14 protein-coding genes are annotated in these 12,917 nt (G+C 70.5%); 2 read left to right on the top strand and 12 right to left on the bottom strand.

What is annotated here, in order from left to right; all coding sequences use genetic code 11:
- The first annotated feature begins 5 nt into the window (after positions 1–5).
- Positions 6–1,715 (top strand): PepSY-associated TM helix domain-containing protein, encoded by a 1,710-nt coding sequence (locus ACNI65_RS12105; protein WP_416763282.1) that lies wholly within the window; start codon positions 6–8, stop codon positions 1,713–1,715.
- On the top strand, positions 1,708–2,037 hold the full coding sequence (locus tag ACNI65_RS12110; RefSeq protein WP_416763284.1) for a DUF3325 domain-containing protein: 330 nt from the start codon (positions 1,708–1,710) through the stop codon (positions 2,035–2,037). The genes ACNI65_RS12105 and ACNI65_RS12110 overlap by 8 nt, the downstream gene beginning before the upstream one ends.
- Here the strand turns inward: ACNI65_RS12110 and ACNI65_RS12115 are convergent.
- From ACNI65_RS12115 to ACNI65_RS12170, 12 genes are all read right to left on the bottom strand, one after another.
- Positions 2,012–2,503, bottom strand: coding sequence for an FxDxF family PEP-CTERM protein (locus tag ACNI65_RS12115; RefSeq protein ID WP_416763286.1), 492 nt, complete (start codon positions 2,501–2,503; stop codon positions 2,012–2,014). The genes ACNI65_RS12110 and ACNI65_RS12115 overlap by 26 nt on opposite strands.
- A 109-nt stretch (positions 2,504–2,612) precedes the next feature.
- Entirely contained in the window at positions 2,613–3,347 is a 735-nt protein-coding gene (locus ACNI65_RS12120; RefSeq protein ID WP_416763288.1) for a hypothetical protein, read from the bottom strand.
- Positions 3,344–4,324, bottom strand: a complete 981-nt coding sequence (locus ACNI65_RS12125; RefSeq protein WP_416763290.1) for a hypothetical protein — start codon at positions 4,322–4,324, stop codon at positions 3,344–3,346. The genes ACNI65_RS12120 and ACNI65_RS12125 overlap by 4 nt, the downstream gene beginning before the upstream one ends.
- 37 nt (positions 4,325–4,361) lie before the next feature.
- Positions 4,362–5,141 (bottom strand): nucleotidyltransferase family protein, encoded by a 780-nt coding sequence (locus ACNI65_RS12130; protein ID WP_416763292.1) that lies wholly within the window; start codon positions 5,139–5,141, stop codon positions 4,362–4,364.
- Complete coding sequence (locus tag ACNI65_RS12135; protein WP_416763294.1) at positions 5,138–6,115, bottom strand: hypothetical protein; 978 nt, start codon at positions 6,113–6,115, stop codon at positions 5,138–5,140. The genes ACNI65_RS12130 and ACNI65_RS12135 overlap by 4 nt, the downstream gene beginning before the upstream one ends.
- 13 nt (positions 6,116–6,128) lie before the next feature.
- On the bottom strand, positions 6,129–7,100 hold the full coding sequence (locus ACNI65_RS12140; RefSeq protein ID WP_416763296.1) for a hypothetical protein: 972 nt from the start codon (positions 7,098–7,100) through the stop codon (positions 6,129–6,131).
- An 18-nt stretch (positions 7,101–7,118) separates the two neighbouring features.
- Positions 7,119–7,571 (bottom strand): hypothetical protein, encoded by a 453-nt coding sequence (locus ACNI65_RS12145; RefSeq protein ID WP_416763298.1) that lies wholly within the window; start codon positions 7,569–7,571, stop codon positions 7,119–7,121.
- Positions 7,568–8,131: a hypothetical protein gene (locus ACNI65_RS12150; RefSeq protein WP_416763300.1), complete on the bottom strand. Its 564-nt coding sequence runs from the start codon at positions 8,129–8,131 to the stop codon at positions 7,568–7,570. The genes ACNI65_RS12145 and ACNI65_RS12150 overlap by 4 nt, the downstream gene beginning before the upstream one ends.
- A 125-nt stretch (positions 8,132–8,256) precedes the next feature.
- On the bottom strand, positions 8,257–8,949 hold the full coding sequence (locus ACNI65_RS12155) for a hypothetical protein (protein WP_416763302.1): 693 nt from the start codon (positions 8,947–8,949) through the stop codon (positions 8,257–8,259).
- A gap of 284 nt (positions 8,950–9,233) precedes the next feature.
- Positions 9,234–11,585, bottom strand: coding sequence for a DNA topoisomerase IV subunit A (gene parC / locus ACNI65_RS12160; RefSeq protein ID WP_416763304.1), 2,352 nt, complete (start codon positions 11,583–11,585; stop codon positions 9,234–9,236).
- 52 nt (positions 11,586–11,637) lie between these two features.
- Positions 11,638–12,375, bottom strand: a complete 738-nt coding sequence (locus tag ACNI65_RS12165) for a lytic transglycosylase domain-containing protein (RefSeq protein ID WP_416763306.1) — start codon at positions 12,373–12,375, stop codon at positions 11,638–11,640.
- Positions 12,372–12,917 carry a GNAT family N-acetyltransferase gene (locus ACNI65_RS12170; RefSeq protein ID WP_416763307.1) on the bottom strand — a complete coding sequence of 182 codons (546 nt, stop codon included), beginning with the start codon at positions 12,915–12,917 and terminating at the stop codon, positions 12,372–12,374. Before ACNI65_RS12170 ends, ACNI65_RS12165 begins: the two co-directional genes overlap by 4 nt.

The raw sequence follows: 12,917 nt of genomic DNA on the forward strand, positions 1-12,917 counted from the left end.
TCGAGATGTTCCAGAACTTCCGGCTCTCGATGGCCTGGCTGCACACGTGGTTCGGCCTGGTGCTGGGCTTCGTGCTGATGGTGGTGTTCTTCTACGGCTCGCTGTCGGTCTTCGACCGCGAGATCGACCGATGGGCGATCCCGTCCTCGCGTTTCGCGCCGCAGCCGATGCCGTCCTTCGACACCATCCTGGCGCCCGCGTTCCAGAAGATGCAGCCGGCCAAGGAGGCCGTGGCGCTGCTCGAGGGCCGCGTCAACGGCCCGCTGCCCGAGCGCTTCGAGGTGGTCAACAGCTGGGGCGCGTACACGACGCACCGCGACCCGGTGGTGTCGGTGTTCGCGGGCTTCAAGGTGCCCAACGCGAAGGACCCGGACGAGACCGTCTTCGCCGTGCACGCGCTCGATCCGCGCAGCGGCACGGTGCTGCCGCAGGGCCAGCTGCGCATCGGCAGCGAGTTCTTCTACCCGCTGCATTACAGCCTGCACCTGACCTGGAAGGACCTGGGCTACTGGATCGTCGGGTTCTCGGCGCTGATGATGCTGGCCGCGCTGGTCAGCGGCGTGGTCATGCACCGCAAGATCTTCCGCGAGTTCTTCACCTTCCGCCGTCACAAGACCGTGCAGCGCGGCGCGCTGGACCTGCACAACCTGACCGGCGTCGTCGCCCTGCCCTTCCATTTCTTCTTCGCGTTCACGGGGCTGGTGATCTTCGCGGGCATCTACTTCCCGGTCGCCCACACGCAGCTGCACGACCTGCACGAGCTGCATGAACGCGTGGAGGCCCGCGAGACCGGCCTGCCGCACGAGCGCGCCGGCGTCGCGGCGCCGATGGCCTCGGTCGACCAGATGGTCGCGCAGGCCCAACGCCGCTGGGAGGCCAAGGGCATGGCCGGCGATGTCGGGTTCGTGAACGTGACCCACGTGGGCGACGCCAATGCCTACGTGAGCGTCTACCGCGCGGGCACCGACCGCGTCGCGCTCACCGGCGAAGGCATCCACTTCAAGGCGACCACCGGCGAGCTGCTGCGCGAGGATCCCCCGCGCACCGCCGTGGACAGCGTCAACGAGTTCCTCACCGGGCTGCACCTGCAGCACTTCCGCCACTGGATGCTGCGCTGGCTGTACGTGCTGGGCGGCCTGCTGGGCTGCGTGTGCATCGCGACGGGCTTCCTGTTCTTCGTCGAGAAGCGCAAGCAGCAGCACGCCAAGGCCGGTGGCCAGGGCGCGCGCATCGTCGACGCGCTGGCGGTGACCACGGTCACCGGCATGCTGATCGCGACGATGGCGATGCTCGTGGCCAATCGCCTACTGCCGGAATCGCTGGCCGACAAGGGCGAGTGGGAACGCACCGTGTTCTGGAGCGCCTGGGGCGTGGCGATGGTCCACGCCTTCGTGCGCGGCGGCGGGGGCGCCCGTGCGGGGACGAATCCGGCCTGGCGCGAGCAGTGCTGGCTGGTCGCCGCGTGCGCGGTGACCGCCGTCGTGAGCAACGCGCTGACCACGGGCGACCACCTGGCGCGCACGATCTCCACGGGCTACTGGCCGGTGGCGGGCGTGGACCTCAGCCTGCTGGCGACGGCCGTCGTGTCGGTGCTGGTGGCGCGCAAGCTGGCGCGTCGGGCGGAGCAGTCAACGGCCTCGGCGACGAGTGCGCCGCTGCCGACGGGCGGCGCGCTGGGCGCCTCGATGAAGAACGCGGAGGCCAGCCATGGTTGACCCGATCGTGCTGCTGGGCGGCGCCGCGGTGAGCGCGGTGATCGGTTTCGGCTGGCTGGCGCTGGCGATGGACACCCACTGGGAGCAGGTGCACGGCGAGGCTTCGCCCACGCCGGCTGCCGTGCGGGCGCTCCGCGTGGCGGGCGCGCTGGCGCTGGCGGTGTCGCTGGTGTTGTGCCTGAGCGCCGATCATCCGTCGATGGCGGCGCTGGTGTGGCTGATGCTGCTCGCCGGATCGGCGGCAGCCATCGCGGCCACGCTGTCGTGGCAGCCGCGATGGTTGCGACTGCTGTGGCTCAGGCGCGGCGGCGACGGGCGATGAAGCCCAGGGCGCCGATGCCCGCGAGCATCAGCGCGTAGGTCGACGGTTCCGGCACGGCCGCGGCGACGGCGTTGACCGTCGTCGACAGCACGGCGATGTTGCCGAAGCCACTGCCGCCCAGCGAGCCGCTGGCCAGCAGCTGGTACGTGCCGGCGGCCAGGTTCTTGTAGCTGAACCCGCCCGCGCTCGCGTCCAGGTCAGTCACGCCGTTCAGGCCGGCGAAGCTGAAACTGACCGATTGCAGCGGCAGCGTGAAGCCGGCGCCGAAATCGATCGAGGTGGCAGCGAACACCGACCCAGTGACGTCCGATGCCTGCGTCAGCGTGAAGCTGCCCAGGACGACGTCCGAGAAACTGCCGCTGGACGGCGTGACGAAAACCGGATCCAGCGTGTCCGCGTGCGCGGCGCCGCCGACCAGGGCCGCGGCCGCGGCGATCGCGGCGAGGACCAGGGACTTCTTGCTCATGACTGCTCCATTTCATCCGCCCAGGAATTGGGCGATTTGACGTGAAATAGTTTGCATCTCGACCACATCCGGCGTCTCGCCGCAAAAGTGCGAGATGTGTACCAGTGCGTCACAGCCGTAAGAAACCGGCGGGGTCAGGCACGCCGGCGAAGGCCTCGATCAGCCGACCTGCCAGACGCAATCGGCGCCCGGTCCCGGGTCGCGCCGACTTCGCGCTGAGCCTCCAGCAGGCACCGGACAGCCCGAGCGCCGACAGCGCCGCCAAGGTCTGCGCCGAGCCCTCGGCCCGCAGCGCGCGGCTCAGTTCACCCAGGCGCTCGGCGCGCCGCGCGTGCGTCGCCACCAGCCGCTCCACCGCCACGAGGTCCTGGTGGCGGCGGCCACGCGACGCCTCCCAGGCCAGCAGGCGCAGGACGATCAGCCACGGCACCGTCGCCACCGGCCAGCGGCCCTCGATCGACGATCGCGGGGACGCCGTCTCGACCGCCTCATCGAACCCCCGGACCGACATGGGCCGCAACCCCGGCCGGCCCCAGTCCACCAAGCCCGACTGGGCGATTGGCCCGCAGGGCACCAGGTCCACTGGCAGGCCGGTGGCGCTCACCAGGCGGAACGGCAGCCGCGCATCCACCTCGGCGCGCAGCGTCCGCGCCAACGCGTCGCGCAGATCGATCAGATCCGCAAGATCCCGTGCCCACACGGCGAGGTCGAGGTCCGCCGATTCCGGCAGCGCGCGGTTGCACGCGCCCGGGCGGTGCAGCCGATCCGCGACCGATCCCACGATCGCCCAGCGCCGCGCCGCCAGCACGGGTGCCAGACACGTCAGCGCGTCCGGGATGCTCATCGCATGACGCTGTCCAGCGGGACGGGCTCGGGCTCATGCGTGGCCACATGCGTGGGCTCGATGCCCAGCGCCCGTCCCGCGAGCCGCAGCAGGCGAGGCCACTTCGGGCAGGCGGCGGGTGGGGTCTCGCTGCTCAGACTCTCCCATTCGCAGACCGCTCGGGCTCGACGGCCCGTCTCCGCGGCCATCGCGACGCAGCGCCCCAGGCGCAGCAGCTTCATGTCATCGGCACCGAAAGCCTCGGACCACCGCGCCGCCTCCTCCCATGCCGCCGCGTCCGCGGGATCTCGCTGCGCGGCCGCGGCGATCCGTTCAGGATCCAGCGGGCGCGCCAGCCGGAACACGGCGGACTCGCCAATGCGCCACGGGGCCAGGTCGAAAGACGGCAGCATCGACGCCATGGAAGCGGCGATCCACGGATGGAAGGGGCTGAAGAAGTCCTGCTGCACGACCACCGACACGCCCGGAATCAGCCGCCCGAACCAGGACGACAGCAGGTGGGCGTTCAGGGCCTGGCTCTTGGCGAGATCGATGACGCAGAGCTCGATCGGCGCGTCAAGGCGGCCGACCCGCGTCACATCGCCCGCGCGGACCTCGACGAGTCGCAGATCCGCGCCGATCGTGTCCAGGAAAAGGTCGAGAAAGCTTTCCCCGCGCGCCCTCGCCTGCCCCAGCTTCGCGAGCGCCTTCTGCACATACGCGTCCCCGACGACGAATCGGTCCAGCGCCACGAGGGGCTTGCTCGAGCCACCGGGCGCGCGCTCCCGTGCCGACGCCGGCAGGCCCGCGATCAAGGCCCGGGTGGACGCGCCCAGGAAGCTGCCGGCGTCGACGACCCGCCCTCGGCCGGACCAGCGCGCGGCCAGCTGACCGAACAACCAGGCCTCGGCCTCGCAGATGAACGCCGCCGGCAGATAGGCGGCAGCGTCCGCGCGGCCTGCACCGTCTGTCCCGTCGGTCGAGCCTGCATCCGGCATGAGGCGCCTGTGGGCCCGGCCGCACACCGAGAGGAAGTCAGCGCGATCCATGCGCCTCCAGCTGCCGCGACGTCCAAGCCACGACCTCGTCGATCACGGCCTGACGGGCCGCGACATCGTCATCGGCCGCCAGCAGCCGGTCCCAGCCTTGCTGCAGTACCGGCCAGGGCGCCAGTCCGCCGCGCATCACCAGCACCGGGAAGGCGCTGGACCAGCGCCGTTCCAGCCGGTAGACCGCCTGGACGCAGCGGCGCAAGGCATCGTCCTGGCGCATCGACGCCAGGGCGCGCCACGCGCGCTCGGCCTCGGGGCCCGCGGCGCTGAGCGCCAGACGGGCCGCGCTGCGCCCCATCGCATCGAGGCGCGCGCTCTCCGCCTCGGCCCAGTCGGGCGGGGTCGCCGGCGCGGGCGCGAGGAAGCGCCGGCGCGCCGCCGCCATCAGCGGCGCGACCCGACCCTCGGTGTCGACGAGCAGGCGTCCGGTGGCCAGGATCTCCAGCCGGATGTTGTTGTTGCCGCCGGCCCGTTGATGCGCGCCTTCATGCAGCGATTCGAAGGATTCGTGGATCACATCGAAGGCCTGGCCGGCGTAGGCCTCGCTGCGCTGCGAGGGTGGCCCGGCGGTGACCAGCAGCAGGTCGACGTCGCTGGCCGGCGTGGCATCGCCCCGCGCGCGGGAACCGAAGAGGACGACCGCCTCCACCGGCACCTCGCCCGCGCGCTGCGCCAGGAAACGCCGCACCAGCGCGTCGTCGTGGGCGTGGGCGTGGGCGTGGTCATCGGCCACGAGGCTCGCGTTGCGGGCCGGGGCCGTCATGACACGACCTCGAGTTCGAGGAGTTCCGCGGTCGACGCATCGGCTGTGACGCCGGCCAGCGTCAGCAGCCCCGCCAGTTCCGACGCCGTCGCGCCAGCGCCGGATGCGCCCTGCTCCGTCGACCGCCACCAGCCGTCGACGAAGTCCAGGGCCGCGAGCGCCATGCGCCGCAGTCGCCGCTCGGCCTCGCGATCGCCATTCAATCGCGTGGCGCGCAGGCCGACGACCAGGGCCACGGCGTGTCCCGCGCTCGTTCCGCCGGGTGTCTGCGCGGTGCGCGCGATCCCGCCCCAATCGGCCGCGCCTGGGTCGGACAGGCGTTGGTGACGACCGACCCACTCGGCCAGGATCAACGCGAGGTCCACCATCGCCGCATCGCCCAGTTGCTGTCCGGCCGTCAGCCAGAGCGGCACGTGCGCGGCCGCGAGGTCCAGTCCCGGACGACTCGTCAGCGTCTGGCGCGCCAGGGCGAACCAGCGTCGGCAGAACTGATCGGCGCGATCCCTCTGCTCATCAGATCTCGCATCCTCGCGGCAGGCCTGCAGCACCTCGGCCAGGGAGGCCGGCGTGAGCCGCGCCTCGTGCGCAGGCGCCTTGTCCTCAGCAGGCGCGGCGGTCGCGGCGGTCGCCATGGGCGGCAGGCTCAGCGCCAACGGCCCGTCCAGCGCGCGCCGGATCCGCGCCCGGGCCGCGGCGAGCCCGTCGGGGTGCGCTCCGGGTTCGGGCCGATCCTGGCCCAGCCATCGCGCGGCCCGAACCGCCCGCGCGGCCAGCGCCAGCGGCACCGGCCGGCGGCCGTCGTCGCGCAGTCGTCGATGGACCACGTCCAGCAGGCCGCGCGCGCGGGTGGCGTCGCCGGTCACCGGATTCGACAGCGCGACCATGCAGGCGCTCAGACCGCGCAGATCCGCGTGCTGAAACGCGGCCAGGCGGCTCGCGCCCTCCCGGGCCCATCGGCGCGCAGGATTGAGCACGCGTCGCCTTCGTTCAGACCGCGCGCGACCGCCCGCTGGCCTGCAGCAGCAGCCGCAGCGCCCGGTCGGACTGGCCGCGGCCGATCGCCCACTTGAGCTTGAGCGCGAACTTCTCGCGCGCCGTCACGTAGTTGGGATGCCGGGACTTGTGCTTGAACTTGGCGATCTGCAGCGAGCGGTCGATGCCGCGCAGCAGACGCTGCGTGTCGACCCGGCCGTTGACGCGCGCCTGTGCCAGCAAGGCGATGGCCTCGTCGTGGCTGGCGTTGCGGCGGTTGCGCTGCACCCGCGCGAGGTGCCGGCCGCGCGAGCCTTGCGCGCCATTGCCCAGCATCAGCGCGCCGGTGAGCCGCACCGACACCGCGTGGTGCCGGGACCGCTTCATGAAGCCGAACGCCCGCGGGCGCTTGGCCTGGGTGCGCTGCATGCGCTTGGGTCCGAGCGGGTTGCGCCCCGTGGCCCCGGCCGGGAAGGCCTGGCGGTAGGTCTCCGGCGTCCACGTGAACATCGGACTGACCAGCGCCACGCCACCCGGGGCCAGCGTCGCCGGAGCCGAGTTCGCGCGGGACTTGCGCGCGGCCACCGACGTCTGCCGCGCCGACAGCACCCGGCGCCGGTAATGCTCCTGGACCTTGCCCTGGTTCGTCGAGGTCCAGGTCAGCGTGTAGCCCAGCGTCTGGTCGTTGCTGACGTTGCGCACCAGCGCCAGGTAGGGCGCGTGCCGCGCGAAGCGCCGGTTGGCCGACAGCCCCGGGAACCAGGCGTCGATCGCCGCCTTGAAGCCGGGATCGGCCGACGTCGTCAGCCGCAGCGCGGCCGGCGGGACGATCGCCTGGCCGCGTCGGCGGTTGCGGCGCGCGGCCAGGGCGGCGGCCGCGGAGGACGCGGACAGCGTGCTTGCCGCCGCGGCCAGGCCGCCCAGCATCATCATCAGGTGGCGGCGCGAGAGCCGGCCGCCGCGGCGGGAATCCATCGAATCGTTCATGGCGTCTCCTGCAAGCGCTCAGCAACCGTCATCGGTCGAATCGTCGAAGTCGTCATCCGCGCCGGGGTCCGGATCGCCGCCGTCGTCCTGCGCGGTGCAGTCATCGTCGTCCTCGTCGTCGTCGTCATCGTCGTCGTCCGGGTCGTCGTCATCGTCGTCGTCCCAGTCATCGCCGTCGTCGCCGTCGTCGCCATCGCCGTCGCCGCCATCGCCGTCGCCGCCGGGATCGCCCCAGTCGCCGCCGTCGTCGCCGTCACCATCGCCGTCGTCGGGTCCGTAATAGACGCCGGCCTCGAGGCGCGGGCGGCCGCTGTCGGGATCCATGCCCAGCGGCAGCGCCCCCGGCAAGGCATCCGACGAGTCGCCGGACGAGCCCGCCAGCAACTCGTCCAGCAGTGCATCCAACAGGAAGGGCGGCAGCGCGGGCGCGGCCGGGCGGGACAGGAAGGGGTGCAGGCGCATCGCGGTCATGGCTTCCTCACGCATTGGCCGCCGTTGCCCGTCGAGCGGGATTGCTTGGCCTTGGACACGCCGCTGCTGTTGCAGGGCGAGAGGGAACGGGTGCCGGCGCTGTTGTTCATGCCTCGGAACGGCGCCATGATGTCCTGGGCCGTGGGATCGACCGTGTCGCCCAGGCCCAGGGTGTGGAGCAGCTCATGCTCGATGACGCCCTGCACCGCCGCCTGGAACGCGGCGGCTTGCGACGAGTCGAAGCAGCTGCCGGTGCTGCACGAGGTGTTCAGGTAGACGTTGACGTCGGCGTGCTGGGTCTCGTTGGGTGAGCTCGGCGAGCGGTACTGCCGCGTGTCGCCGGCCGAGCCGGTGTCGGTGTTGCCCGGGAAGGCCATCGACACGTAACCGACATCGCCCGAGACCCGCGACGACGACAACCCGAAGGTCACGCCCGCGGAGGCCGCCGGGCCGCTGCCGTTGAGCGCGTTGATCGCGTTCTGGACCCACTGCTGCTGCTGCACGCTCAGGTCGCGGGTGATGATGGTGACCTTTCCGGGGGGAAAGGATTTATTCAGCACCTCATACTCGGGGCAACCCGATGGCTTGACCACACAAACCCCGGCGGCGAGTACCGCAGGGACGAGCGAAACCAGCAGGCCACCGACGCCCGCGGCAAGGAAATACCTTTTCATGGGATCCCTCGTTATTCAGCGCATTGCTTGCTGCGGGACACGCGCAGGATTTCCTGCTTCATGGACGTGTATTTCTCGCCAGAGAGGAATTTCTCCCAGCGACCGCTCCCGGGGTCGATGCGACCAGCCCGCACGGGGACCGGATCGCTGCGCATGAAGAAATCCTGCGAGGCAGAATCCTTCGGCCTGGCGAGCGCCAGGAAATAGGTCTGACCCTGGATATAGGGGTCACCGCGCTCGTCAGCCACGCGCAGCTTGACGCCCTGGTCGACCACCTCGCCGCCCAGGCGCACCACGCTCACGCGCTGGCCCGCCTGCAGCCCCGAGCGGGACTTCACGACGTCGACGATCTCGAACTCGGTGCGGGTGAGGATGGACGCGTTGCGGCTGGTCAGCGCGGCCACCGAATCCCCGGCCTTGGCCAGGACGATCAGGTGAGCGCCGCAGAACGACTGCGCCAGCATCTGGTCCTTGGCGGACTTCCCCGCTTCCGGCGTGTAGGCACGCAGCGGCGGCAGATTCTCGACATAGAAACCCCGCGCCCCATCTGGAAACTGGTCCGCCTGATGAATATCAGAGGCAGCCCCATTGGGATTCACGCGCAGGTATTTCTCGGCGGCTTCCAGCGAGGTCTTGTCCCATGCCGGAACCGCGAATGCGCAAGGCATCACGGTGGCGCATAACAGCGCCAGGATTCTTTTCATAGGTTCTCCCTGAACGGATGTCGATGCCGGGCGGCGCGAATCCGAGTGGCCAATGTATTCAGGCGCTTTACGGATCGAATAGGAAAAAACCCTGAATCGCACATCTTTACTTACAAACATGAAATTCCCGTTCGGACCGATAGCGGATTCATTCAATATTCCATCAGGACGGCATCAATATCTCGTTAGGGAAGTCGCGGAAAACAAAAAGAGCTCCGGGCAAATGCCGCGGAGCTCTGTCGGGGCGGCCCCGCGAGGGGCCGCGTCGAAGCGGACGGAGCCGTTCAGCCCGCCGTCACCCGCATCGGCTTGGTCATGAGGTCGCAGGGCTTGCCCTTCTTGGCGCGCTTGCCGGCGTAGGACGCCAGGCCCACACCCTTGAGCGCCTCTTCCTTGGGCTTCTGCCCGCGCGCCAGGCCCGCCACCATCAGCTGGTTCGTGAACGCGGCCACGCTCACCAGCGCGTCCTTGGCGTCGAGGTCGATCAGCGTCAGCCCGCGGCCGCCCTTGGGCTGGTGCTTGAGCTCCTCGATCGCGAAAGTCAGCAGGCGCCCCGCCATCGACAGGCAGGCCACCTGCACGCCCGCGACTTCTCCCGCCGGGACCATCGACGGCGGCAGCGGACGCTCGTCGCCTTCCAGGCTCAGGAAACCCTTGCCGGCCTTCTGACGCCCGACCAGGTCGCCCACCTCGGCCACCAGGCCGAAGCCACCGGTGCCCGCCAGCAACAGCTTCTGCGTCGCCGCACCGGCGAAGTAATGCGCGATCTGCGTGCCCGACTCCAGCTCGATGAGCGTCGTGATCGGCTGGCCGTCGCCGCGCCCGCCCGGCAGCGCCGACACCGGCACCGAGTACGCCCGGCCGTTGGTGCCCAGCACCACCAGCGGATCGACGCTGCGGCACGGGAACACGCCATACAGCGAGTCGCCGGACTTGAAGGCCAGCGCCGCCGGATCCACCTCGTGGCCCTTGAGCGCGCGCACCCAGCCCTTCAGGCTGACCACCACCGTCACCGGCTCGTCCACGATGCGCAGCTCGGCCACCGCGCGCTTGTCTTCCTTGATCTCGGTGCGGCGGTCGTCGCCGTACTGCTTGGCGTCGGACTCGATCTCCTTGATCACCGTGCGGCGCAGCACCGACGGGTTGGACAGGATCTCCTCGAGCTTGCCGGCCTCGTCGCGCAGCTCCTTGAGCTGCTGCTCGATCTTGATGAACTCCAGCCGCGCCAGCTGACGCAGCCGGATCTCGAGGATGTCCTCGGCCTGCCGGTCGCTCAGCGCGAAACGCTCGATCAGCGCGGGTTTCGGCTCATCCGAGTTGCGGATGATCGCGATGACCTCGTCGATGTGCAGCAGGACCTTGTGGCGGCCTTCCAGGATGTGGATGCGCTCAAGCACCTTGTCCAGACGGTGCTGCGTGCGGCGCGACACCGTGTGCTGACGGAAGCCGATCCACTCGGTCAGGATGCGGCGCAGGTTCTTCTGCACCGGCCGGCCGTCGTCGCCCACCATCGTCAGGTTCAGCGAGACCGAGGTCTCCAGGCTCGTATGCGCCAGCAGCGTGTTGATCAGCTCCTGCTGCTCGATGGCGCGGCTCTTGGGCTCGAGCACCAGGCGCACCGGCGCGTCCTTGTTGGACTCGTCGCGCGCCTTGTCCAGCACCGCCAGCACCGAGGCCTTGAGCTGCAGCTGCTCGGGCGTGACCGTCTTCTTGCCGGTCTTGACCTTGGGGTTGGTCAGCTCCTCGATCTCCTCGAGGACCTTGGCCGTGCTCACGCCCTGCGGCAGCTCGGTCACCACCAGCTGCCACTGGCCGCGGGCGAGGTCCTCGATCTTCCACTGCGCGCGCACCTTCAGGCTGCCGCGGCCGGAGTTGTAGGCCGCGCGGATGTCCTCGGGCGAGCTGATCAGCCGGCCGCCGCCGGGGAAGTCCGGACCCTTGATCGCCTCGAAGAGCTCGTCGTCGCCCGCATCCGGACGCTTGAGCAGCAGCACCGCCGCCTCGGCGACCTCGCGCAGGTTGTGGCTGGGCACTTCCGTGGCCATGCCCACCGCAATGCCCGACGCGCCGTTCAGCAGCACGAACGGCAGCCGCGCGGGCAGCTCCTTGGGTTCCTCGTAGGACCCGTCGTAGTTGGGCTGGAAATCGACCGTGCCCTGGTCCAGCTCGTCGAGCAGCAACCGCGAGTAGATCGACAGCCGCGCTTCCGTGTACCGCATCGCCGCGGCGTTGTCGCCGTCGCGGCTGCCGAAGTTGCCCTGGCCATCGACCAGCGGGTAACGCTGGCTGAAGTCCTGCGCCATGCGCACCATCGCGTCATACGCGGCCTGGTCGCCGTGCGGGTGGTATTTACCGAGCACCTCGCCGACCACGCGCGCGCTCTTGACCGCCTTGGCGCCGGTGGCCCCGGTGAAGCCCAGCCCCAGCCGCTCCATCGTGAACAGGATGCGGCGCTGCACCGGCTTCTGGCCGTCGCTGTACGCGGGCAGCGCGCGGCCCTTCACGACCGACAGCGCGTACTCCAGGTAGGCCTGCTGCGCGTACTGCGCCAGCGTCAGCGCGTCGCCCGACGGGGCCTGCCCGCCCGGACCGCCCGGGGCGGCGGGATTCTCGAAATCAAAAGTCTCTTGCGTCATCTCTCTCTTGCCGGCCGGTGCCGGTCTGAAAATCCTTGTCGATCGCGCCCGCTCATTCGAGCGGCGTCGCGACCATCGTCAATTGCTTGGCCCGCGCTCCGAGGCTGCGCTGCAGCAGCGCCCAATAGAGCTCGAGCACCAGGTGCACGTGCGCCTGCGTCTCGTCGATGTCGGGCATCTGCCCGCCCGCCCGACGCACCGCGCCCTCACCGGCATTCCACGCCGCCAGCGCCGCGTCGATGCGGCCGAAGCGCCGCGTCAGGTCCGCGAGCATGCGGGCGCCGATCAGCACGTTCGTCCGCGCCTCCACCAGATGCTGCGGCCGGCGCAGCTCCTCCGCGGTGGCGTAGCGCTGCGCCGTCGCGGGCGTGATCTGCATCAGGCCGGTCGCGCCGCGCGGCGACACCGCATCCGGCTTGAAGCCCGACTCCACCGCGATGATGGCCTTGAGCAGCTCCGCGTCGACGCCGGTGGCCGCGGCCGCCTCGCGCAGATACGGCTGCACCGCCTTCACCTCGGGCGCGATGTCCAGCCAGGTCAGCATGCGCTGGCCGTGGTCGGTCTTGCCTGGCACGCGCCGGATGCCGCTGAGCGGCGACATCACCGGCTGGAACCGGCTGTCGACCTGCGACGGCGCGAAGTGCGCGATGCCCTCCGCGTCGACGTAGCCCCACAGCTCCGCGTGCGCCGGCGTCAGCTTGGCCGCGAAGGCCACCGCGATGCCCAGCGCCAGGCGTTGGCGCGCGCCCCGCCCCGAGGGGCGGCGATGCGGCGCGCGGCCGTGGCTCATGCGGCCTCCAGCCCCTGCTCGACCCGCGCCTCGTACTCGCGCTCGAGCAGCGACATCACGATCAGATCGTCGTAGCCGCCGATCCCGGCCGCCGCCTCGGGCTCTGTCGGCTCGGCCCGCACGCACTCGCGCAATCGGCCTTCCTCGACATAGCCCTCGCTGCGGTACAGCGCCTGCGCCCGCGTGTTGCGCCCCTTCACGTCCAGCCAGAAGCGATGCGCGCCCAGCTGCGTGAAGGCCATCTTCTTGAGCAGCCGCACGCACACGCGTCCCACGCCCTGCCCCTTGGGACCGAGCACGATGCGCTTGAGCTCCACCGAGCGGCTCGGATTGCGGCAGCCCTGCAGGATCACGAAGCCGGCGCGCTCGGCGTCCAGCTCCACGATGAAATGGCGCGCGTCGGGGAAGCGGATGGCGCCCTCGTGCTGCGTGCGTTCCCATGGCGTGATGAAGGGCCGGTTGCCCGCGTCCTGCTCCACGCCGACGACGAAGTCCAGGTCGGACAGCATCGTCGGGCGCAGCGTGACGCGGTGGTCCAGCAT

It is taken from the genome of Roseateles sp. So40a, from assembly GCF_048081605.1.
Classification (GTDB): Bacteria; Pseudomonadota; Gammaproteobacteria; order Burkholderiales; family Burkholderiaceae_C; genus Roseateles.